The 20,265-nt window shown below is 72.9% G+C and carries 18 protein-coding genes; 10 read left to right on the forward strand and 8 right to left on the reverse strand.

Features of this window, described 5'->3' with window-relative positions:
• Positions 1 to 86 precede the first annotated feature (86 nt).
• The 3 genes from ACZ4MH_RS07145 (at position 87) to glxA (ending at position 5,023) form a co-directional block, all read left to right on the forward strand.
• Positions 87 to 767, forward strand: coding sequence for a FadR/GntR family transcriptional regulator (locus ACZ4MH_RS07145; RefSeq protein ID WP_351601417.1), 681 nt, complete (start codon positions 87 to 89; stop codon positions 765 to 767).
• Positions 768 to 1,145: 378 nt separating this feature from the next.
• Complete coding sequence (locus ACZ4MH_RS07150; protein WP_351601420.1) at positions 1,146 to 3,077, forward strand: glycosyltransferase family 2 protein; 1,932 nt, start codon at positions 1,146 to 1,148, stop codon at positions 3,075 to 3,077.
• The gene (gene glxA, locus ACZ4MH_RS07155) at positions 3,074 to 5,023 is read left to right on the forward strand and encodes a radical copper oxidase GlxA (RefSeq protein ID WP_351601423.1); all 1,950 of its coding nucleotides are present in this window, start codon (positions 3,074 to 3,076) and stop codon (positions 5,021 to 5,023) included. The genes ACZ4MH_RS07150 and glxA overlap by 4 nt, the downstream gene beginning before the upstream one ends.
• Positions 5,024 to 5,073: 50 nt before the next feature.
• Here glxA and ACZ4MH_RS07160 read toward each other — a convergent pair whose 3' ends face one another.
• The 3 genes from ACZ4MH_RS07160 to ACZ4MH_RS07170 form a co-directional block, all read right to left on the reverse strand.
• Positions 5,074 to 6,138, reverse strand: coding sequence for a glycoside hydrolase family 6 protein (locus tag ACZ4MH_RS07160; RefSeq protein ID WP_351601426.1), 1,065 nt, complete (start codon positions 6,136 to 6,138; stop codon positions 5,074 to 5,076).
• A 329-nt stretch (positions 6,139 to 6,467) separates the two neighbouring features.
• Positions 6,468 to 7,118: a sortase domain-containing protein gene (locus ACZ4MH_RS07165; RefSeq protein WP_351601429.1), complete on the reverse strand. Its 651-nt coding sequence runs from the start codon at positions 7,116 to 7,118 to the stop codon at positions 6,468 to 6,470.
• Positions 7,108 to 7,428, reverse strand: a complete 321-nt coding sequence (locus ACZ4MH_RS07170) for a hypothetical protein (RefSeq protein WP_467754354.1) — start codon at positions 7,426 to 7,428, stop codon at positions 7,108 to 7,110. Before ACZ4MH_RS07170 ends, ACZ4MH_RS07165 begins: the two co-directional genes overlap by 11 nt.
• A gap of 142 nt (positions 7,429 to 7,570) precedes the next feature.
• Here ACZ4MH_RS07170 and ACZ4MH_RS07175 point away from each other — a divergent pair, with 142 nt between their 5' ends.
• A complete protein-coding gene (locus tag ACZ4MH_RS07175) occupies positions 7,571 to 8,350 on the forward strand; it encodes an HAD-IIA family hydrolase (RefSeq protein WP_351600246.1) in 780 nt (259 codons plus the stop codon).
• 49 nt (positions 8,351 to 8,399) lie between these two features.
• Here ACZ4MH_RS07175 and ACZ4MH_RS07180 read toward each other — a convergent pair whose 3' ends face one another.
• Positions 8,400 to 9,494, reverse strand: coding sequence for an ROK family transcriptional regulator (locus ACZ4MH_RS07180; protein WP_351600248.1), 1,095 nt, complete (start codon positions 9,492 to 9,494; stop codon positions 8,400 to 8,402).
• A 176-nt stretch (positions 9,495 to 9,670) separates the two neighbouring features.
• On the opposite strand from ACZ4MH_RS07180, the gene ACZ4MH_RS07185 reads away from it, so the two are divergent.
• The 3 genes from ACZ4MH_RS07185 to ACZ4MH_RS07195 all read left to right on the forward strand — a co-directional run bounded on the left by ACZ4MH_RS07185 (position 9,671) and on the right by ACZ4MH_RS07195 (position 12,310).
• Complete coding sequence (locus ACZ4MH_RS07185) at positions 9,671 to 10,795, forward strand: Gfo/Idh/MocA family oxidoreductase (protein ID WP_351600244.1); 1,125 nt, start codon at positions 9,671 to 9,673, stop codon at positions 10,793 to 10,795.
• Positions 10,792 to 11,262: a heme-degrading domain-containing protein gene (locus ACZ4MH_RS07190; RefSeq protein WP_351600242.1), complete on the forward strand. Its 471-nt coding sequence runs from the start codon at positions 10,792 to 10,794 to the stop codon at positions 11,260 to 11,262. The genes ACZ4MH_RS07185 and ACZ4MH_RS07190 overlap by 4 nt, the downstream gene beginning before the upstream one ends.
• A 70-nt stretch (positions 11,263 to 11,332) precedes the next feature.
• A complete protein-coding gene (locus ACZ4MH_RS07195; RefSeq protein ID WP_351600240.1) occupies positions 11,333 to 12,310 on the forward strand; it encodes a DUF3048 domain-containing protein in 978 nt (325 codons plus the stop codon).
• A 15-nt stretch (positions 12,311 to 12,325) separates the two neighbouring features.
• Here ACZ4MH_RS07195 and ACZ4MH_RS07200 read toward each other — a convergent pair whose 3' ends face one another.
• From ACZ4MH_RS07200 to ACZ4MH_RS07210, 3 genes are all read right to left on the reverse strand, one after another.
• The gene (locus ACZ4MH_RS07200; RefSeq protein WP_351600238.1) at positions 12,326 to 13,183 is read right to left on the reverse strand and encodes a fumarylacetoacetate hydrolase family protein; all 858 of its coding nucleotides are present in this window, start codon (positions 13,181 to 13,183) and stop codon (positions 12,326 to 12,328) included.
• A 142-nt stretch (positions 13,184 to 13,325) separates the two neighbouring features.
• Positions 13,326 to 14,144, reverse strand: a complete 819-nt coding sequence (locus tag ACZ4MH_RS07205) for a YidC/Oxa1 family membrane protein insertase (RefSeq protein WP_351600236.1) — start codon at positions 14,142 to 14,144, stop codon at positions 13,326 to 13,328.
• A 164-nt stretch (positions 14,145 to 14,308) separates the two neighbouring features.
• A complete protein-coding gene (locus ACZ4MH_RS07210; RefSeq protein ID WP_351600234.1) occupies positions 14,309 to 14,614 on the reverse strand; it encodes a DUF6412 domain-containing protein in 306 nt (101 codons plus the stop codon).
• Between the two features lie 180 nt (positions 14,615 to 14,794).
• On the opposite strand from ACZ4MH_RS07210, the gene ACZ4MH_RS07215 reads away from it, so the two are divergent.
• The 3 genes from ACZ4MH_RS07215 (at position 14,795) to ACZ4MH_RS07225 (ending at position 19,020) form a co-directional block, all read left to right on the forward strand.
• Positions 14,795 to 16,615: an AMP-dependent synthetase/ligase gene (locus tag ACZ4MH_RS07215; RefSeq protein WP_351600232.1), complete on the forward strand. Its 1,821-nt coding sequence runs from the start codon at positions 14,795 to 14,797 to the stop codon at positions 16,613 to 16,615.
• Between the two features lie 144 nt (positions 16,616 to 16,759).
• Entirely contained in the window at positions 16,760 to 17,512 is a 753-nt protein-coding gene (locus tag ACZ4MH_RS07220) for a DUF4142 domain-containing protein (RefSeq protein ID WP_351600230.1), read from the forward strand.
• Complete coding sequence (locus ACZ4MH_RS07225) at positions 17,509 to 19,020, forward strand: DUF1996 domain-containing protein (protein WP_351600228.1); 1,512 nt, start codon at positions 17,509 to 17,511, stop codon at positions 19,018 to 19,020. Before ACZ4MH_RS07220 ends, ACZ4MH_RS07225 begins: the two co-directional genes overlap by 4 nt.
• A 54-nt stretch (positions 19,021 to 19,074) precedes the next feature.
• Here the strand turns inward: ACZ4MH_RS07225 and ACZ4MH_RS07230 are convergent, their stop codons facing one another.
• Entirely contained in the window at positions 19,075 to 19,959 is an 885-nt protein-coding gene (locus ACZ4MH_RS07230; protein WP_351600226.1) for a PucR family transcriptional regulator, read from the reverse strand.
• Between the last annotated feature and the right edge of the window lie 306 nt (positions 19,960 to 20,265).

Consider the following 20,265-nt stretch of genomic DNA (forward strand, 5'->3'; position numbering starts at 1 on the left):
GGCCTCGGCCATTTTTTACGGCTCCCTTGCGCGGGACCGCGGGGAAGTGCTGGTCAAAACGGTGGGCCGGGGTGCAGAGTCACGGGATGGCGAGGGACATCCAGGAGCGCATCAAGAGGCTGATCATCGACGGGCGGCTGCCGTCCGGGGCGTCCCTGCCGACCGAGCCGGAGCTGATGGAGCTGCTCGGGGTCAGCCGGAACTCCGTGCGCGAGGCGCTGAAGGCGCTGCAGGCGATGGGCATCGTGGAGATCCGGCACGGCTTCGGCACCTACGTCGGGCCGATGTCGATGGCCCCGATGATCGAGGGCCTGACCTTCCGCACGGTGGCCGGGCACTACCGGGGCGAGGACAGCCTGCTGCAGCTGCTGGAGCTGCGCGAGGCGGTGGAGACCGGGCTGATCGCGCGGCTGGCGGGGCGGGTGCCCGCCGCCGACCTGGCCGAGCTGGACGCGATCGTGGCGCGGATGCGGGCGGAGGCGGCGGCCGGCGGCGTCCGGGCCGAGACCGACCGGGCTTTCCACGCCACGCTCCATCGCGGCCTGGAGAACCTCCTGCTCAGCGAGGTGCTGGAGGCGTTCTGGGACGCCTTCCACCGAGTGCGCACCGATCTCGTCGCGGCGCACGCCGACCCGGAGACCACGGTGCGCCAGCACGAGGAGATCCTGGCGGCGGTACGCGACGGTGACGGGCCCCGCGCCGAGCGGGCGGTCCGCGACCACTTCGACAACATCCGCCACAGGCTGCGGAGTTCCGGCGAACGGTGACGCGCTCCGCCTGAAGAAGAGGGCGCACGGACCGCCGCGCACTACCCCGAGTCCACCGATACGCCCACACCTCCCGTAAGCACGCATTCCGCCCTTGCGATCATGAAGGCCGGTTAGGGACCCTGACGTGACGGATGGGTCGAACATGGCCTTGACGAGCACATGGGGACGAACCACCGGCTGCGCCGAACGAGGGGTTGGGGAACTCTGCGCGCTGCCCTGCCGGTGGAGCACGACCGGGCAACCGGAAGGCGGACGGCACACGTCTGAGTACGTGGGCGGCCGAGACCACAGGGCCGAGCCGGTCGAGGGGGACCGAAGGCTCGGGACGAGAGCACACGGACACGCAGCCAGTACTGCGTGCGGGGGGATGGAGTCATGACGTCGACGCCTACCGGCGCCCGGCAGGAACACCAGTACGACCCGTCCGCGACGACGCGATTACGCCTGCCGCGCCAGTACCGCCGGCGCCCGCAGCAGCCCGCGCCGCTGCCGCGGTACGACTACGAGCACTACAGCCGGCTCGCCGGTCCGCTGACGCAGCCCGAGCCCGGCAAGCCGTACAAGGTCCGGTACCGCAGCCTGCTCGCCGACGAGCCGCACCGGGTGCGCGCGGCCCTGCTGCTCGGCGCGGCCCCGCTGGTCTCCCTCGGGCTCCTCGCCTGGCTGCTGCAGCCCGACCACTGGACCCACCGCGACTACCCGCAGTTCGCCTTCCTCCCCGTCCTCGACGTCGTCATGCTCGTCTCGATCGGCCTGATCGAGTTCTTCCGCTGTCTGAACGTCCTCTCCAACGCCCACGCCACCCTCGTCGCGCGCGACCCCGTACCGGTCGTCCCCGAGAACGGCACCCGCGTCGCCTTCCTCACCTCCTTCGTGCCCGGCAAGGAGCCGCTGGACATGGTGACGAAGACGCTGGAGGCCGCGGTCCGGGTGCGGCACCGCGGCGTGGTGCACGTCTGGCTGCTGGACGAGGGCGACGACCCGGCCGTCAGAGAGGTCTGCGCGAGACTCGGGGTGCGGCACTTCACCCGGCACGGCATACCGGAGTGGAACCGCGCCAAGGGCCCGCACCGCGCGAGAACGAAGCACGGCAACTACAACGCCTGGCTGCAGGCCCACGGCGACGACTACGACTTCTTCGCCTCGGTCGACACCGACCACGTGCCGCTGCCCAACTACCTGGAGCGGATGCTCGGTTACTTCCGCGACGAGAACGTCGGCTTCGTCATCGGCCCCCAGGTCTACGGCAACTACGACACGTTCGTCACCAAGGCCGCCGAGTCGCAGCAGTTCCTCTTCCACGCGCTGATCCAGCGGGCCGGCAACCGCTACGGCGCCCCCATGTTCGTCGGCACCTCCAACGCCGTGCGCATCACGGCCCTCAAGCAGATCGGCGGGCTGTACGACTCGATCACCGAGGACATGGCCACGGGCTTCGAGATGCACCGCCACCGGAATCCGGCCACGGGCAAGAAGTGGCGCTCGGTCTACACCCCCGACGTGCTCGCCGTCGGCGAGGGCCCGACCGCCTGGACGGACTTCTTCACCCAGCAGCTGCGCTGGTCGCGCGGTACGTACGAAACGCTGCTCAAGCAGTTCTGGAAGGCGCCCTTCACGCTGTCCCCCGGCCGCCTCTTCAACTACACCATGATGGTCATCTTCTACCCGATGTCCGCGCTGAACTGGATACTCGCCGCCCTCAGCTGCGCGCTCTTCCTCGGGCTCGGCGCCTCCGGCGTCCAGATCGACCCGGCCGTGTGGATGATGCTCTACGGCAACGCCTCGGCGCTCCAGATCGGCCTGTACGTGTGGAACCGCCGGCACAACGTCTCCCCCCACGAGCCGGAGGGCTCCGGCGGCGTGGCCGGCATGGCGATGTCCGCGCTCTCCGCGCCGATCTACGCCCGCGCGCTGTTCGACGCGGCGCTGCGCCGCAAGAGCAGGTTCGTGGTGACCCCCAAGGGCGATTCGTCCAGCCCCGACACCCTCCTCGGGACCTTCCGGATCCACCTGTTCTTCCTCCTGGTCTTCGGCGCCTCGCTGACCGCCTCCTTCTTCTTCGGCCACGCCCATCCGGCAATGATCGTCTGGGCCGTGCTGGCCCTGCTGGTCTGCTGCGCGCCGATCGTCCTCTGGCGCTGGTCGCTGCGCCGGGAGGCGCGGCACAAGCGGCAGGAGCGGCGGCAGCCCGTACCGCGCCCGTCGTCGGCCGGTGGGGCCGCGACGGCCGGCGGGGCCGAGGCCGGAGCCACTGAAGAGCAGACCGCGCAGACCGCGCAGATTCCCGTGGGGGGAACCAACCGATGAAATACCGACCGAGCCGCCGCACCCGCCGATTGGGAATGGCGTCGGTGGTGGTGATCGCCCTGGCCGCCATGAACGGCCCGGCGGTGTACGGCTTCGCCTCGGAGCAGTACCACTCGTACAAGATCAACCGGCCGGAGTACAAGCAGCGCAACGGCCACTGGGACGTGCTGGACGTCCCGGCCGAGTACAGGATCAATACGATCCACGCGGCCCTGCTGCACACCGGCAAGGTCCTGCTGGTCGCCGGCTCCGGCAACAACGCGGCGAACTTCAAGGCCAAGTCCTTCCGCACGGTCCTGTGGGACCCGGCGAAGAACACCTTCAAGAACATCGCCACGCCCACCGACCTGTTCTGCTCCGGCCACACCCAGCTGCCGGACGGCAAGCTGCTGGTGGCGGGCGGTACGCAGCGCTACGAGACCCTCAAGGGCGATGTGAAGAAGGCCGGCGGCCTGATGATCATCTACAACGAGGACCCGGACGGCCCGAAGACCTTCCCCGCCGGCACGCTCTTCACGGGCAAGGAGAACGGCAAAACGTTCGTCTCCAAGGACCCGATCGTGGTGCCGCGGGCGAAGAAGATCAAGGACAAGGCCACCGGGAAGGTGCGGGTCGAGCACAGCGAGGCCCGGGTCTACGTCGAGGCGCGCAAGCAGGGCCGCCAGTACGCCACGGGCGCCCAGGACAACTACCGCATCCACGGCCTGACCGGCGCGGACGCCCGGAACTTCTACGGCATCGCGCAGAAGCTGTCCTTCGACAAGAAGGACTTCCAGGGGATCAAGGACTCCTTCGAGTTCGACCCGGTCGCCGAGCGGTACATCCGCGTCGACCCGATGAACGAGGCGCGCTGGTATCCGACGCTGACCTCGCTGGACGACGGCAAGGTCCTCTCCGTCTCCGGCCTGGACGACATCGGCCAGGTCGTCCCCGGGAAGAACGAGCTGTACGACCCGAAGAGCAAGAAGTGGACCTACCTGCCGAAGCAGCGGTTCTTCCCGACCTACCCGACGCTCTTCCTCTCCGGCAGGGGCCAGGTCTTCTACACCGGCTCCAACGCCGGGTACGGCCCGGACAACAAGGGCCGCACACCCGGGATCTGGGACCTGAAGAGCAACAAGTTCCGGGCGGTCCCCGGGATGAGCGATCCGGACATCCTGGAGACCTCCATGTCCGTGCTGCTGCCGCCCGCGCAGGACCAGCGGTACATGGTCCTCGGCGGCGGCGGGGTCGGCGAGGACCCGCGCGCCACGGACAAGACCCGCATCGTGGACCTGACCGAGCCGAAGCCGCGCTTCCAGGACGGCCCCGACCTGTACGCGAAGACCCGCTATCCGAGCAGCGTGATCATGCCGGACGACACCGTGCTGACCACCAACGGCTCCGGCGACTACCGCGGCCGCAGCGACTCCAACATCCTGGCGGCCGAGCTGTACGACCCGGCGAAGAACACGGCACGCCGCGTCGCCGACCCCCTGGTGGGCCGCAACTACCACTCCGGCGCGCTGCTGCTCCCCGACGGCCGGGTGATGACCTTCGGCTCGGACTCGCTCTTCGGCGACAAGGACAACACCCGGCCGGCCGTCTTCCAGCAGCAGATCGACCTCTACACCCCGCCCTACCTCTTCCAGGGCTCTCGCCCCGGCCTCGAGGCCAAGGGCCCCACGACCGTGCAGCTCGGCGGCACGGCGACGTTCGGCACGTCCCACAGCTCCGCCCTGAAGAAGCTGCGGCTGATCAGGCCCGGCTCGTTCACCCACGTCACCAACGTCGAACAGCGCTCCATCGCGCTGGACTTCACGACGAAGGGCGACTCGGTGACCGTGACCCTGCCCAAGGACCCGGCCCTGGTCCCGCCCGGCTGGTACATGCTCACCGCCGTCGACGACGAGGGCACGCCGTCGAAGGCGGTGTGGGTGAAGGTGCCCGCCGCCGGCAAGCCCTAGCGACGCGTACGGACGGAGGGGGCGCCCCGTTCCCGGGCGCCCCCTCAGCTTCACTGCTTCGCGTTGCGGGCAAGCGCCAGCGCGTACGACGGCCACCACGCGCCCGCCTTCGGGCCGCCCTTGCACGGGCCGTCCGACTCCCCCGGCCGCTTGATCCACAGGTAGGCGTCCACCAGCCCGTCGTCGGTCCGGACGGTCGGCGGCTCGCCCAGTGCCCGGCCCCGCGGGTTGCACCAGTTCTCCGGGTCATCGCCGCCCGGCGCCGGGCCGTTGCCGTTCCGGCTGGTGTCGATGACGAAGTGCTTGCCGCCCACCATCGCGGAGAGCCGCTTGCCGTACTTCTCGTTCTCCTCGGTGGTCTGGTAGTTGGAGATGTTCAGCGCGAAGCCGTCGGCGCGGTCGATGCCGGCCCGCTTCAGGGGCTCCACCATCCGCCCCGGGTCCTTGATCCAATGCGGGTTGCCCGCGTCGAGGTAGACCTTGGTGTGCGGCAGCGCCTTGAGCTTGCCGACGGCCTCGGTCAGCAGCGCGTACCGCTCCTCGTGGAATTTCTCCGGCGTGCACTCGTCCTCGATGTGCGGCAGCGCGTCCGGCTCCAGGATCACCGTCGTCGCGCGGTCGCCGATGCCGTTGACCACGCCCTCCAGCCAGGCGCGATACGCGTCGCCGTCGGCGGCGCCGCCCTTGGAGTAGCTGCCGCAGTCGCGGTGCGGGATGTTGTAGAGCACCAGCAGCGCGTCCCGGTCGGCCTTCGCGGCCGCCTCGGTGAAGCCGCGGGCCTCGCCCTGCGGGTCGTCGACGCCGATCCACTCCGCGACGGGCTGCCCCGCGATGCGGTCGATCAGCCCGGCGTCGTCCTGCTTGCCGTCCTTGCGGTACGCGGCCGCCTGCCGGGCCGCCTTGCCGTCCGGGTTGACCCAGTACGGCACCGTGGCCCTGGGCCGCTGCTTCGGCGGGCCGCCGCCCGAGCCGGAGCCGTCGGACGAGGAACATCCGGCCAGCGCCCCGGCCGCCAGCAGCAGCGCCGCGAGCGCCGGTGGCGCAACCCTTGTGACGCGGTGGTCACCGCGCCGTCCACTCGAAGTCCCCCCGGACCCCGGTACTTCGCCGTACATCCACTCCCCCCTCGGAGCACGGAACTTGGCCGGTCGCAGCAATCCTGGCACACCCGTGTGCACCGGCGACGGCCCGTGGGCAACCTGTTACAGCCCGCTGCCAACGCCCTCTATGCGGAGGGCGCGCAGGCGTTCTAAAGTGTGGGTCTGGCCCTGGCCCCCGGCCTGGAACGCGCACTTCATGGCGCCTCCCGCCGACGGCAGGGCAACTCCCGCAGTCCTGAATCGCGGCGGTCGAGGACCGGTCGGCCGGCGGTTCAGGGGGGAGCGAGCCGTCGGCCCGGCCGGGCGATCCCATGCCGTGTGCGTGCCGCACTCCGCTCACCTCCTCAGGGACCGCTGACCGCGGTCAGATAGGCCGAGACGACGATCCGGTCGTCGCTGACGAGGCGCAGTTCGGCACGGCCGCGTTCGTGCGCGCCGGTGATCCGCCCGGCGTCGAACCGCGTGGGCGCGTACTCCTGTACGTCCTCCACGGTGAACTCCGCGATGCCGCCGTCCGACCGGGCCACCCGCACGGTCTCCCCGGCGCGGACCTCGCCCAGCCCGGCGAAGACGCCGCGCCCCGGACCCGCCGCACCGTGCCCGGCCAGCACCGCCACACCCGGCCGGCCCGGCTGCGGCCCGGCCGCGTCCCAGGCCACGGCGCCCGGCGTCCGGGCCGGTGGCGCCAGTACACCGTCCCGTACGCCGTCCCGCGTCTGCGCGGCGACCGGCACCACGTCCGCGTGGGCCGTGCCCAGCGCGCCGATGCCGATCGCGGTGGGCCGGGCGGCGGGCAGCGGGGCGTGTGCCCGCGGGAGTTCCTGGAGGAGGGGGCGGCCCACGGCGGCGACGTCGCCGGTGGTGGCGGCGCCCGGCAGCGCTCCGTCGGCAGGGCCGCGCCCCCATACCCACAGCCCGAGGAGCAGCAGCGCCCAGGCCACGCCGGTCAGCAGCCGGCCGTATCCGCCCAGCGCGGACAGGCCCTCATTCGGCATCACCGCCACCCCGCTTCCGCAGCACGTGCACGATGCGGCCGATCACGACGAGGGCCACGCCGCCGGCCACCACCAGGCCCGCGGACCGGCCCGAGTTCATGCCGCCCTCCGACTTCCGGCCCGCCGTCGGGGGCGCGTACGCGGCGGGTACCGGCGCGGCGGGCGCGGCGGCCCGCGCCGTCACCCCCGCGGTGGCGGCGACCGGCCCGGACTGCCCGTCGAGCCGGCCCGCGGGGTGCGCGGTGCCGGCGAGGACCACGCAGGCGGTGAAGGCCGTGCAGGTACAGGCGGTGAAACGCGGTGGGCGCATGGTGAACCTCCGGATACTTCGAAGGTCCGCCAGGCGGCCGCGGTCCGCATCCCGAGCGGCGCGTCGCTTGCGCCGCCGGGGTGACGGGACGCTCGGCTGTCACCCCTGATGCGCGCGTGCAGGAGTGCATAGCATGGCGCCCATGACAGAGCGCAAGCCGATCGAATCCTGGCTCACCGACATGGATGGCGTGCTGATGCACGAGGGCATCCCCGTCCCCGGAGCCGACGCCTTCATCAAGAAGCTGCGCGACGCCGGTCGCCCCTTCCTGGTGCTCACCAACAATTCGATCTACACGGCCCGGGACCTGCACGTCCGGCTGAGCCGGATCGGGCTGGAGGTGCCGGTGGAGAACATCTGGACCTCGGCGCTCGCCACCGCCAAGTTCCTGGACACCCAGCACCCCGGCGGCACCGCCTATGTGATCGGCGAGGCCGGGCTGACCACCGCTCTGCACGATGCGGGTTACGTCCTGTCCGACCACGACCCGGATTTCGTCATCCTGGGCGAGACGCGTACGTATTCGTTCGAGGCGCTGACCAAGGCGATCCGGCTGATCAACGACGGCGCGCGGTTCATCGCGACCAACCCCGACAACACCGGGCCCTCCCCCGAGGGCGCCCTGCCGGCCACCGGTTCGGTCGCCGCGCTGATCACCAAGGCGACCGGCAAGGACCCGTACTTCATCGGCAAGCCGAACCCCTTGATGATGCGTACCGCGCTGAACACCATCGGGGCGCACTCCGAGACCTCCGCCATGATCGGCGACCGGATGGACACCGATGTACTGGCAGGCCTGGAGGCCGGCATGGAGACGTTCCTGGTGCTCACCGGCCTGACGGGCAAGGCCGACCTGGACCGCTACCCGTTCCGGCCGACCAGCGTCGTCGACTCGATCGCGGACCTGGTCGACCGCGTCTGACGGTGCGCCACGCCGGCCGGCGGTGACGCGCATCCCGTCGATCGCCCCCTCAGAGCGCCGCACGCGTCCCCGCGAACGGGCCGCGCGGCGGGGCGAAGAGGGAGGCGAGGACCAGGTGGGCCGCGCCGAGCGCCACCGCGTGCGCGCCGCCGGGTGCGGGCACGACCGGGACCGTACGGGCCACGGCGGCGCCGTGCGCGCGCAGCTGGCCGTCGAGCGAGGCGGCGACCCCCCGTACGTACACCTCGGGGTCGGCCAGTACCGTACGGCCGCCCAGCAGGACCCGGTCGACGTCCAGCAGCTCGACGAGGTTGGCGGCGCCGACGCCGAGCACCCGCGCCGCCTCCGCCGGGTCGCCCGCCGCGACCGCGGCCAGGCACAGCGACTCGATGCAGCCGCGCTTGCCGCAGCCGCACCGCGGCCCGTCCAGCTGTACGACCTGGTGCCCGAACTCCCCCGCGCCGGTGCGCGCTCCCCGGTGCACCGCCCCGCCGAGCACCAGCCCGGCGCCCAGCCCCGTGCCCAGGTGCAGATAGCCGAACGACTCGGCGCCGCCCGCCCGTTGGGCCAGGCCGTGCGCCGCCGCGTTGGTGTCCTTGTCCAGGACCACCGGCAGGCCGAGCCGTTCCGCGAGCGCGGCGCGCAGCGGGTAGCCGTCCCACTGCGGGAGGCCGGTGACCCTGTGCAGTACGCCCGTACGGTGGTCCAGCGGGCCCGGACAGGCCACGCCGGCGCCGATCACCTGCGCCCCGGGGGCCGCGGCGCGCACCTCGGCGACCTGCGCGGCGGCCGCCGCCAGCACCTCGTCCGCGCCCGCGCCCAGGTCCAGGGGCGCGCGGCGGACCGCGACCGGCTCGCCCGCCAGGTCGGCGAGGACTGCGACGCTCTCGTCCCGGTCCAGGTGCAGCCCGATGGCGTACCGGGCGCCGGGGACCAGCCGCAGGACCGTACGGGGCTTGCCGCCCGTCGAGGCGCGCCGCCCGGCTTCCGTGGCGAGCCCCGCCTCGCGCAGCCGTGCCGTGATCTTGCTGACCGCCTGCGGGGTGAGCCCGCTGCCCTCGGCCAGCTCCAGCCGGCTGACGCCGCCCTCCCCCGCCGCGCGCAGCAGCCCGAGCAGCACGGCCGCGTTGTGTCCGCGCAGCAGGGGGAGGTTGGCGCCGCCGAGCGCGCGCTCGGCCGGGTCGGAGTGCCCGGCAGGGTCGGAGCGCTCGGCCGGGTCGGGCCGCTCGCCTGGGTCGGAGGGGGAAGGGTTTTCGCTGGTCACCCCTCCATTGTGCGGACCGCTTGCACTTTGGCAACAGCGTTGCTTAAGTGGGAGTCATGAGCAGCCCGAGCGACTCCCCCGGTACCGCACTCCCCGGCAGCCCCCTGCGCGTCGGCCTCATCGGTTACGGCCTGGCCGGCTCCGTCTTCCACGCCCCGATGATCGCCGCGACCGACGGCCTGGTCCTCGACACGGTCTCCACCTCCAGCCCTGACCGCCAGGCGCAGGCCTGCGCCGAGCACCCCCAGGTGCGCACGGTCGCCACCCCCGACGAGGTGCTGGCCCGCGCGGACGAGCTTGACCTGATCGTGCTCGCCTCGCCGAACAAGACGCACGTACCGCTGGCCACCGCGGCCCTGGAGGCCGGCCTGCCGGTGGTCGTGGACAAGCCGCTGGCCGCGACCGCCGCCGAGGCCGAGCGGCTGGCCGCCCTGGCGAAGGACCGCGGACTGCTCCTCTCCGTCTTCCAGAACCGCCGCTGGGACAACGACTTCCTGACCCTGCGCAAGCTGCTCGACGAGGGCGCGCTCGGCGAGGTGTGGCGGTTCGAGTCGCGGTTCGAGCGGTGGCGGCCCAAGCCCAAGGGCGGCTGGCGCGAGTCCGGCGACCCGGCCGAGATCGGCGGACTGCTGTACGACCTGGGCAGCCACGTCGCCGACCAGGCGCTCACCCTCTTCGGCCCGGCCGTCTCGGTGTACGCGGAGTCCGACGTGCGCCGCCCCGGCGCCGAGGCCGACGACGACACCTTCATCGCGATCACGCACGCGAGCGGCGTCCGCTCCCACCTGTGGGTCAGCGCCACCACCGCCCAGCTCGGCCCGCGCTTCCGGGTGCTCGGCAGCGAGGCCGGTTACGTGAAGTACGGCCTGGACCCGCAGGAGGCGGCGCTGCGCGAGGGCCGTCGGCCCGGCGACGCCGGCGACACCTGGGGCGTGGAGCCGGAATCCGCCTGGGGTCGGCTCGGCGCCGGGGAGTCCCCGCAGACCGGCGGCGGCGAGCCCGTCCCGACCGTGCCCGGTGACTACCCCGCGTACTACGCCGCGGTCGCCGAGGCGCTGCGTACGGGCGGCGAGCCGCCGGTCACCGCCCTGCAGGCGGCCGCCGCGCTGCGCGTCCTGGAGGCCGCCAAGCGCTCGGCCGCCGAGGGCCGCTCGGTACAGATCGAGGAGCCCACCCGATGACCGCGGCCGACGACATCGCCACCCTCGAAGAGCACGAACGCCGCCTGGTCCTCGACCGCTTCGGCAACGAGGACGCCTGGGAGCTGGGCACCCTCCTCGTCGAGCTGGCCCGCGAGCGGAACGCCGCGGTGACGATCAGCATCCGCCGCGGCGCCCAGCGCCTCTTCCATTGCGCGCTGCCCGGCACCAGCGCCGACAACGACGCCTGGCTGGACCGCAAGTGCCGGGTCGTGCAGCGGTACGGCGAGGCGTCCTTCCTGGTCGGCGCCCGCTTCCGGGCCAAGGGCCGGACGTTCGAGGAGTCTTCCCGCCTCGACTCCGACCGGTATGCCGCACACGGCGGCGCCTTCCCGATCCGCCTGCGCGGCACGGGGGTCGTCGGCGCGGTGGCCGTCTCCGGCCTCGCGCAGGCCGACGACCACGCGCTCGTCGTCGAGGCGTTGGAACGGTTTCTGCGCCTCGCCTGACGGAATCCGTGCGCCCGCCCGGTCCATTGGGAAAGCTGTGGGGTGACCGGCGAGAGAGAGGCGGTACCCCATGGCGTGGACGGGCGCACGGGCAGGCGGCACGGGCTGGACCGGATCGCGGCGGACCGTGCTGGCGGCGGGGCTGGCCGCGGGCCTGTCGCCACTGGTGGCGGGCTGCCAGTCGGGCGACGGCGACGGGAAGTCGCCGTTCACCGGGAAGGACGGCGCGGGCGACAAGGTACTGGCCGTCAAGATCGACAACATCGCCGCGGCCCGTCCGCAGACCGGCCTGGAGGACGCCGACATCCTCTACACCGAGGAGGTGGAGGCCGGTCTCAGCCGGATACTGGCCGTCTTCGCCGCCCACCTGCCCGACCGCGTCGGCCCGGTCCGCAGCGCCCGCGAGTCCGACCTCGAACTGCTCCGCCAGTTCGGCCACCCGGCGCTGGCCTACTCCGGCGCCCAGGCCAAGCTCCGCCCCATGCTGGAATCGGCCCCGATCGCCGCCCTGCCGCCGCGCGAGGCACCCGACGCGTACGTCCGCAGCACGGACCGCGCCGCCCCGCACAACCTGTACCTGCTGCCCGCCCGCGCCCTGAAAGCGGCCTCCGACGCCTCGGCCCCCGCCGACATCGGCTTCCGCTTCGGCGCGGCCCCCCGCGGCGGCACGGCAACGGACCGCCAGGAGGTCCGCTACTCCGCGGCCCGCTTCGCCTTCACCTGGTCCGCCGACCGGCACCGCTGGCTGGTCTCCATGGACGGCACGCCCTTCCGCACCACCGGCGCCGGCCAACTGGGCGTCGCCACGGTGGTGATCCAGTACGTGACCGTCCGCTCCTCCCGCCTCCACGACAAGTGGGGCAGCGTCACCCCGTACACCCAGACCGTCGGCTCGGGCGACGCCCTGGTCCTCCGCGACGGCAAGAAATACCAGGCCGAGTGGTCCCGCCCCGCAGCCGACAACGGCACCACCTTCACCACCCCCGAAGGCCACTCCCTCCCCTTCGCAGAGGGCCCAATCTGGGTAGCCCTCACCCCAAAGAGCTGAGGGCCACCCGTACCGTCACGCGTCCTTCAGCTCCTGGCGTTGGCGGCCCAGGCCGTCGATCTCCAGCTCGACCACGTCGCCGGCGCGGAGGTACGGCTTGGGGTCGGGGTGGCCCATGGCTACGCCGGCCGGGGTGCCGGTGTTGATGATGTCGCCCGGGTAGAGGGTCATGAACCGGCTGAGGTAGCGGACGACTTCGGCGACCGGGAAGATCTGCTCGGCGGTGGTGCCGTTCTGCTTCGGCTCGCCGTTCACCCACAGGCGCAGGCCGAGCGCCTGCGGGTCGGGGACCTCGTCGGCGGTGACCAGCCAGGGGCCCAGCGGGTTGAACGTCTCGCAGTTCTTGCCCTTGTCCCACTGGCCGCCGCGCTCGATCTGGAACTCCCGCTCGGAGACGTCGTGCGCGATGGTGTACCCGGCGACGGCGGCGAGCGCCTGCTCGTCGGTCTCCAGGTAGCGGGCCGTGCGGCCGATGACGACGGCCAGCTCGACCTCCCAGTCGGTCTTCACGCTGCCGCGCGGGACGAGCACGGTGTCGTCCGGGCCGACCACGGTGTCCGCGGCCTTCATGAAGACGATCGGCTCGGCCGGTATCGCCGCGCCGGTCTCCCGGGCGTGGTCGTGGTAGTTCAGCCCGATGCACACGACCTTGCCGATGCGGGCGAGCGGCGCGCCCGTGCGCAGGCCGGCGGCGTCCAGTGCCGGCAGGTCGCCGGCCGCGGCGGCCGTACGGACGCGGTCCAGCGCCGTCTCGTCCGCGAGCAGTTCTCCGTCGATGTCCGGCACGATGCCCGACAGGTCACGCAGGGTTCCCGACTCGTCCAGCAGCGCCGGGCGTTCCGCCCCCACCGGTCCGACACGCAGCAGCTTCATCAGTACAACTCCCGTGGTCGTGTGCGAAGGGTCGGTCCGGAAGGGCCTTCCGGACCGGCCGATGGGTGCGGCCATCGAGCGATTTGGCTGATCCTCCAAGAACGGGGTCCCGCCCGCAAGACCCCGTTCACGTACTGGACCTTTACTCGGCGGTAGCGGTACGGGACTTGGCGGCCGCCGCCGCGGGAGCCACGGCCGGCTTCGCCTCGTCGGCCGCCCGCCCCAGGGCGCGGTCGCGGTCGCGCAGCAGCAGCGTCCGCTCGCACGCCGTCCAGGTCGTACTCGTCACCACGTACAGGCTCGCGGCCAGCGGCACGACGGCCACGGTGAGCAGAGTGGCGAAGGACAGCAGCGGCGCCAGCTTGGTCACGGCGCCCATGCCCGGAATTTCGGCGCCGGCGCCCGCGGTCCCCGCCGCCGCGGCCTTCGCCGTGGCCTGCGCAGTGGCCTTGCGCGCGCGTCGGTAGTTCCACGTCGCGACTGCCGCGACCAGTACGAAAAGCGCGCAGTAGACCATGCCGTGCGGGCCGAAGGGGCCGCCGTCGGCGAGCGCGTCCGCCCAGCGGCCGCCGAGCGGCGCGTCCAGCAGCCGCTCGCCCAGCAGCCCGGAGCTGCTGGAGGTGAAGAGGTGGTACATCAGGAAGAAGACCGGCAGCTGCAGCAGCATCGGCAGGCAGCCGGCCAGCGGCGAGGCGCCCGCCTTCCGGTAGAGGTCGGTCACCTCGCGCTGCATGCGCTCGGGGTCCTTCGCGTACTTCCGGCGTATCTCGGCCATCTGCGGGGCGAGCGCGGTACGGGACTTCTCGCCGCGGACGGCGGCCCGCGCGAGCGGGTGCAGCGCGGCGCGTACGGCCAGGGTGCAGACGACGATGGCGGCGGCGGTCGCCGAGGCGCCGAATACCGGGGAGAGGACGTCGGCGAGGTGGCCGAGCGCGGCGCCGAGTGTGGCGAAGACGGACATGGATGAGCCCTCCGGGAGTCTCGTCAGTACCGGGAAGAGAAACGAACTCGGATCTCGAATTTCGGAGTTCGGAGTTCGGAATTCGGTGTGACGAGCCGCGTGGGGATGTCCGTACGTGCGCAGGAGCGCGTACGGATTCCGTGCGGGCGAAGGTAGTGCAGCGCCTACGCGGCCGTCGGCAGGCGGCGGCCGGGTGCCCTGGGCCGCGGGCGGCCCGCGGCGTCGGGATCGCGCTGGGGCAGGAAGGCCGTACGGCGTTCCCGGTCCCGGATGGCGGTGCGGACCCGGCCCGGCGGGGCGGGTCCGGCCAGCGTGGCGACGAGCACCGCGCGGCTGAGGAGGAGGACGGCCGCGGTGGTCGCGGCGGCGGTCAGGGCCGAGGTCAGGCCGCTCTGCGTGAGCAGCACGCCGGCCAGCAGGAACAAGAGCGCGCCGACGTACAGCCGCCAGGCATGGGCGATGCGCTGCATGCGTGCTCTCCTCTCCTCGCTCGGATCCGGCCTCGCTCGGTTTTGTCCTGGCTCGGTTTTGGCCGCGCTCGGTTTTGTCCTCTTCCGCTCAAGACTAACCAGAGATCTGTGCAGTATGGCCACCAGCGGGTAACTTGCGTCCACTCAGGCCGCACGGCCGGGGCGAACGAGGGAGGTGTGGTGCGCGAACTCAGCACGCCCGCCCTGGTGACCGCGGCCCGTACCGGCGGCCTCGCCGACTCCGTCCACGACCTGGCCGACCGGGTGCCGGCGCTCGCCCAGCTCGCCCGCCGGGACCCCGCGGACCCCGGCCGCTGGCACCACGTGTCCGCCGCCGCCTTCCGCGCCGAGGTGCTCGCGCTGGCCAAGGGGCTGCTCGCGGACGGCCTGCGGCCCGGCGACCGGGTCGCGGTGATGTCCAGGACCCGGTACGAATGGACGCTCTTCAGCTACGCGGTCTGGTCCCTCGGCGCGCACCTCGTCCCCGTCTACCCCACCGCCTCCACCGAGCAGCTGCGCGCGCTGCTGGCCGCCACCGGGGCCGACACCTTCGTCATCGAGCACGAGCAGCACGCCATGACCGTGGCGGCGGCCTGCGACGCCGACCGCCGGCTGCGCCGCGTCTGGCAGCTGGACCAGGACTGCGTCGGCCTGCTCAGCGGGCTCGGCGGGCACCTGCCCGACGCCGAGGTGCACCGGCTGCGCCGGGCCGTCACGCCGCGGGACACCGCCGCCATCATCCAGACCTCCGGCACCACCGGACGGCCACGCGGCTGCGTGATCACCCACGGGAACCTCGCCGCCGAGTGCGACACGCTGCTGGCGGGCTGGGGCCGGCTCACCGGGCCGCCCGGCACGCAGCCGTCGGTCCTGGCGTTCCTGCCGCTCGCGCACAGTTACGGGCTGATGGTGCAGGTCGCCTGCCTGCGCGGCGGCATCCTGCTCGGCCACGAGCCGGAGCTCACCCCGCAGGCGCTGCTGCCCGCGCTCGCGTCCTTCCGGCCCACCTTCCTCTTCGGCGTCCCGTACGTCTTCGAGAAGATCTACGACTCCGCGCGCCGGGCCGCCGAAGAGGCCGGCCGGCTGCGGATCTTCGATGTCGCGACGGCCACCGCGCTGCGTTACGCACGCGCCGTCGAGCGCCGCGAGCAGGGCCGCGGCCACGGCCCGGGACCGGCCCTGCGCGCCCGGCACGCGCTGTACGAACGGCTGGTGTACGGACACATCCGCGGGGTGCTGGGCGGGCGGGTGCGCACCGCCGTCTCGGGCGGCTCGCCGCTCCGCGCCGACCTCGGGCGGATCTTCGCCGGGGCCGGGCTGACCGTCTACGACGGGTACGGGCTCAGCGAGACGAGCGGAGCGGTGACGACGCAGCCGCCGGGGCGGGTGCGGTTCGGCACGGTCGGGCGGCCGCTGCCCGGCTGTGCGGTACGGATCGCCCGGGACGGCGAGGTGTGGGTGCGCGGCGACGTGGTCTTCGCCGGGTACGTCGACGAGCAGGGGGTCGCGCCGCACGACGGCTGGCTGGCCACCGGCGACCTGGGGCACCTGGACGACGACGGTTACCTCGTGATCACCGGCCGCAAGAAGGACATCATCATCACCAGCGGCGGCAAGAGCGTCGCCCCGCTGGGCCTGGAGGAGCGGGTACGCGCGCACCCGCTGGTCTCGCAGTGCCTGGTCGTCGGCGACAACCGGCCCTACGTCGCGGCGCTGATCACCCTGGACCCCGAGGCGCTGGCGCACTGGCGGCGCTACCGCGGCGGGCTGCAGGACGCCCGGCCCGGCGACCCGCCGGAGGAAGGCGTACGGGCGGCGGTGCAGCGGGCGGTCGCGGTCGCCAACGCCTCGGTCTCGCGCGCCGAGTCCATCCGCGCCTTCCGCATCCTGCCCGGCGAGTTCAGCATCGCCGACGGCCTGGTGACGCCCTCGCTGAAGCTGCGCCGGGCGGCGATCGAGCGGGCGTACGCGACGGAGATCGACGCGCTGTACGCGGGCTGAGCGGCGCGGCCCGCCCCGCCGCACCGTAGCAGCGCACGCGCCGCCCCGGCGTTTTCTTGTCCGGGCGCGCGAACCCCGCGTTCCGCCGCCCCGCACCGGCCTAGCGTCCGAGTCGTCCCCACCGGACCGACCGGGAGGTTTCGTGTGCGCTCCATCGCCGGCCAGCCGTCCGCCGTCCCCGCGCGGGCGCTCGCCACCGGGCTGATCGTCGCCGCCCTCGCGGCCACGCTCGTCGCGCTGCTGCTGCCCGTCCAGCTCTTCGGCCAGAACACCTCGACGGCCGCCGCGGCCGCCGGCTGGGAGGACGACGGCGGCGGCACCGTCCGCACCCCGTACGGCCTGCTCACGCCCCTGGACCGGGACTTCGTACGCAAGGTACGGCTCGCCGGGCTGTGGGAGCTGCCCGCGGGGCGTCAGGCGCGGGAACGCGGCACGCGGAAGGCCGTGCGGACCGCGGGGGACCACCTCGTGGCAGGCCACACCGAGCTGGACCGGCTGTCCGTACAGACGGCCCGTGACCTGGGCGTATCGCTGCCGGACCGGCCCACCCCGCAGCAGCAGGGCTGGCTCGGGCAGCTGGACGCCGCCCGCGGCCAGGACTTCGACCGGCTCTTCGCGCAGCTGCTGCGCCGCGCGCACGGCAAGGTCTTCGGCCTCGTCGCGCTCGTCCGGGCGCAGAGCCGCAACGCGATGGTCCGCCGGCTGGCCACTCGTACGAATGCGGTCGTCCTGGACCACATCACGGTCCTGGAAAGTACCGGTCTGGTCGACTTCGGCAACCTGGCGGCGGCCCGGCCCCGGCAGCCGTACGTTTCCCCGAACACGCGGCCGCACCCACGCCCCCACTCTCCCCACCACTTCCCGTACCACTCCCCACGAATCGAAGTGATCGCATGACTCCACAGGCCCACAAACGCTCGCGCCTGACCATCCGGCTGGTGGCCGCGGCCGCCGCGCTGCTGCTGGGCGGCGGCGGTACCGCGCTGATCGCCGCCGGCGCCTCGGCCGACGGCGCGGGCGAGGACGGCCCGGCGCAGCGCGGCGGCCCGGCGGCCATGGCCTCGACCGTGTCCTGCCCGGACGTCGGCGACCGGCTGCGACAGGTGCCGCGCGGCGCGCAACTCCCGGTCTCCCGCGGGCTCGCCGCGCTGGACCGCCAGGTGGCGACGGCGTACGAGAAGATGATGGCGGGCGGGCGCGGCGGCGGTACGGACGCGGTGCTCCCGCAGTTGCGGCAGCAGCGCGAGAAGACGATCGGGGCGATGGCCGACGCCATCGGCCGGTCGGCACCCCGCCCCGACGCCCTGCTGAACATGAGCGCCTGCAAGACGAAGCCGACGGGTCAGCCCATATCGGTCGGCGAGCAGCAGGGTGGAGGAGACGCCCAGCAGCAAGGCCAGGGAGACGCACAGCAGGGCCAGGACGGCGGTCGGCAAGGGCAAGAGGGCGGTCAGCAAGGCCAGGACGACGCGCAGCAAGGGCAGGGAGACGCAGCCCAGCAAGGGCAGGACGGCGGTGCGCAGCAGCCGCCCGGCGGGCCCTCCCCCGACGACTTCGCCGACATCCGGTCCGTCCAGCCCAACGCCCAGCAGCCGCCGCAGGGCGACGGCGCCTCGACCGGCACGTTCGTCTCCCAGTGCGGCCGCAACAAAGAGGGCCACTTCAACTCCGACAACGTCATCGTGACGCCGGGTGTCAGCAACGGCGCGCACCACACCCACGACTACGTCGGCAACGAGTCCACCGACGCCTTCTCCACCGACCAGAGCCTGGCCGCTTCCGGCACCACCTGCGGCAACGGCGACCTGTCCACGTACTACTGGCCCGTGCTGCGCACCCTGGACGGCACCTCGGAGCACAAGCCGGGCGCGGGCCACGACGGCAACGTGGGCTCGGTCCTCACCCCGTCCGCCGTCAAGCTCACCTTCAGCGGCAGCCAGGCCGGTGACGTGACCGCGATGCCCCGCTTCCTGCGCATCATCACCGGGGACGCCAAGGCGTTCACCAACGGCCCCGCCAACGCCAACGCCTCCTGGAGCTGTGTCGGCTTCGAGGACCGGCAGCTGAAGGACAAGTACCCGATCTGCCCGAACGGCGCCGACGTGGTGCGCACCTTCAACTTCCAGAGCTGCTGGGACGGGCAGAACACGGACAGCGCCAACCACCGTACGCACGTGGCGTTCGCACAGCAGGACGGCTCCTGCCCGGCCGGCTTCCGCGCCATCCCGCAGCTCCAGGAGAAGATCACTTACGACGTGCCCAAGGGCGGGCAGTTCGCGGTGGACAGCTTCCCCGAGCAGCTGCACAAGCCGGTCACCGACCACGGCGACTTCATCAACGTCATGCCGGAGCGGCTGATGGACAAGGCGGTCCGGTGCATCAACAGCGGCCGCGACTGCCGCTGAGCCGACGCGGCGGCCCCGGACCTGGCCGGTCCGGGGCCGCCTCCGCTTCCGCGCTCAGAGGCCGTTCACCCGCGCCTCCCTGGCGACGCCCAGCGGGCGGATGCCGGAGGTCACCGGCCGGGCCCGGCGCCCGGGCCGTGCGCGGTAGCGCCGTACGTGGGCCAGCAGCCGCCGGCTGCGCAGCGCCATCTCCAGCTCGAAGCGGGTGCGCGGGTCCCGCAGCGCGGAGCCGAAGAGCTTCTCGATCTGCCGCAGCCGGTACCGCACGGTCTGCGGGTGCACATGGAGCACCTTCGCCGCCTCCGGCGCGCCGCCGCCCTCCAGCCAGGCCAGCAGGGTGACCTCGAGGCGCTCGCTCTGCCGGGGCGTCAGCTCCTCCAGTGGACCGAGCCAGCGCGTGGCCAGCGCCCTGGCCAGCGACTCGTCCTGGAGGAGCAGCAGCGCGGAGAGGTGGTCGTCGACGAACGCGGGGCGCACGTCGGGCCCGCCGCGCGCGGGCCCGAAGGCGAGCAGCGCGCGGGCCCAGCGCAGCGAGGACGCCGCGTCGCCCGTCGGCACGGTGTGGCCGACCGCCGCCGGGCGGCCCTTGAGCGCGGCCTCCAGCCGGGGCCGGGTCTGCGTTCCCGGGTCGGGCACGAAGAGGCAGGTGTCGCCGTCGACGGTGCCGAGCAGCGCGTCGCCCAGCGCCGCGGCCAGTTGTGGCGCCTCGACGGCGGAGCCGAGGACGACGGCCTGGAGCCGGTCCGGTACGGGCCAGCCGGCGCACCGGGCGGGCTCGGCGAGCGCGGCGGGCGACAGCGGGCGCTGCCCGGCGAGCGCGGTGAAGAGGACCTGCCGGGCGCGGGACACCGGCATCGGCGTGACGACCAGTCCGGCGGGGCGGCGTTCGCACTCCGTCCGCTCCTGGTAACCGAGCGACGTCAACAGGGCCTGTTCCACGGCCCATTGTGCGGCCTCTTCTTTGGCTGATTCCGCGAGAAGGGCCGAAAAGGCGGGAAAAGCGATGCGCAGCTCTTCCACCATCTTTTCGGCGAGCGACGGGAGTTCCTTTCGCAGAACCCGGGTCCACTCACCTCGGGGGCGTGACCAGATGCGGTTCAGGAGATCACACATCGCTACCTCGTTCCTGCCGTCGGGGAGCGGCTGGGATACGGCCGTTGTGCCTGAGTCGGCATCATCCGCACCGGGCACGGCGGCGGCGATGCCCGGTGCAGGAATTTGTCACAGCGCGATAAAGGTCCGGAA

It is taken from the genome of Streptomyces sp. NPDC026301 (genome assembly GCF_055567935.1).

Bases quoted from the DNA above. Each gene is read 5' to 3' on its own strand.
- ACZ4MH_RS07165 (WP_351601429.1), bottom strand. From the start codon at position 7,118: ATGCCGAATGAGGGCCTGTCCGCGCTGGGCGGATACGGCCGGCTGCTG.
- ACZ4MH_RS07195 (WP_351600240.1), top strand. From the start codon at position 11,333: ATGGCGTGGACGGGCGCACGGGCAGGCGGCACGGGCTGGACCGGATCG.
- ACZ4MH_RS07200 (WP_351600238.1), bottom strand. From the start codon at position 13,183: ATGAAGCTGCTGCGTGTCGGACCGGTGGGGGCGGAACGCCCGGCGCTG.
- ACZ4MH_RS07185 (WP_351600244.1), top strand. From the start codon at position 9,671: ATGAGCAGCCCGAGCGACTCCCCCGGTACCGCACTCCCCGGCAGCCCC.
- ACZ4MH_RS07170 (WP_467754354.1), bottom strand. From the start codon at position 7,428: ATGCGCCCACCGCGTTTCACCGCCTGTACCTGCACGGCCTTCACCGCC.
- ACZ4MH_RS07175 (WP_351600246.1), top strand. From the start codon at position 7,571: ATGACAGAGCGCAAGCCGATCGAATCCTGGCTCACCGACATGGATGGC.
- ACZ4MH_RS07145 (WP_351601417.1), top strand. From the start codon at position 87: ATGGCGAGGGACATCCAGGAGCGCATCAAGAGGCTGATCATCGACGGG.
- ACZ4MH_RS07210 (WP_351600234.1), bottom strand. From the start codon at position 14,614: ATGCAGCGCATCGCCCATGCCTGGCGGCTGTACGTCGGCGCGCTCTTG.
- ACZ4MH_RS07225 (WP_351600228.1), top strand. From the start codon at position 17,509: ATGACTCCACAGGCCCACAAACGCTCGCGCCTGACCATCCGGCTGGTG.
- glxA (WP_351601423.1), top strand. From the start codon at position 3,074: ATGAAATACCGACCGAGCCGCCGCACCCGCCGATTGGGAATGGCGTCG.
- ACZ4MH_RS07150 (WP_351601420.1), top strand. From the start codon at position 1,146: ATGACGTCGACGCCTACCGGCGCCCGGCAGGAACACCAGTACGACCCG.
- ACZ4MH_RS07205 (WP_351600236.1), bottom strand. From the start codon at position 14,144: ATGTCCGTCTTCGCCACACTCGGCGCCGCGCTCGGCCACCTCGCCGAC.
- ACZ4MH_RS07160 (WP_351601426.1), bottom strand. From the start codon at position 6,138: ATGTACGGCGAAGTACCGGGGTCCGGGGGGACTTCGAGTGGACGGCGC.
- ACZ4MH_RS07190 (WP_351600242.1), top strand. From the start codon at position 10,792: ATGACCGCGGCCGACGACATCGCCACCCTCGAAGAGCACGAACGCCGC.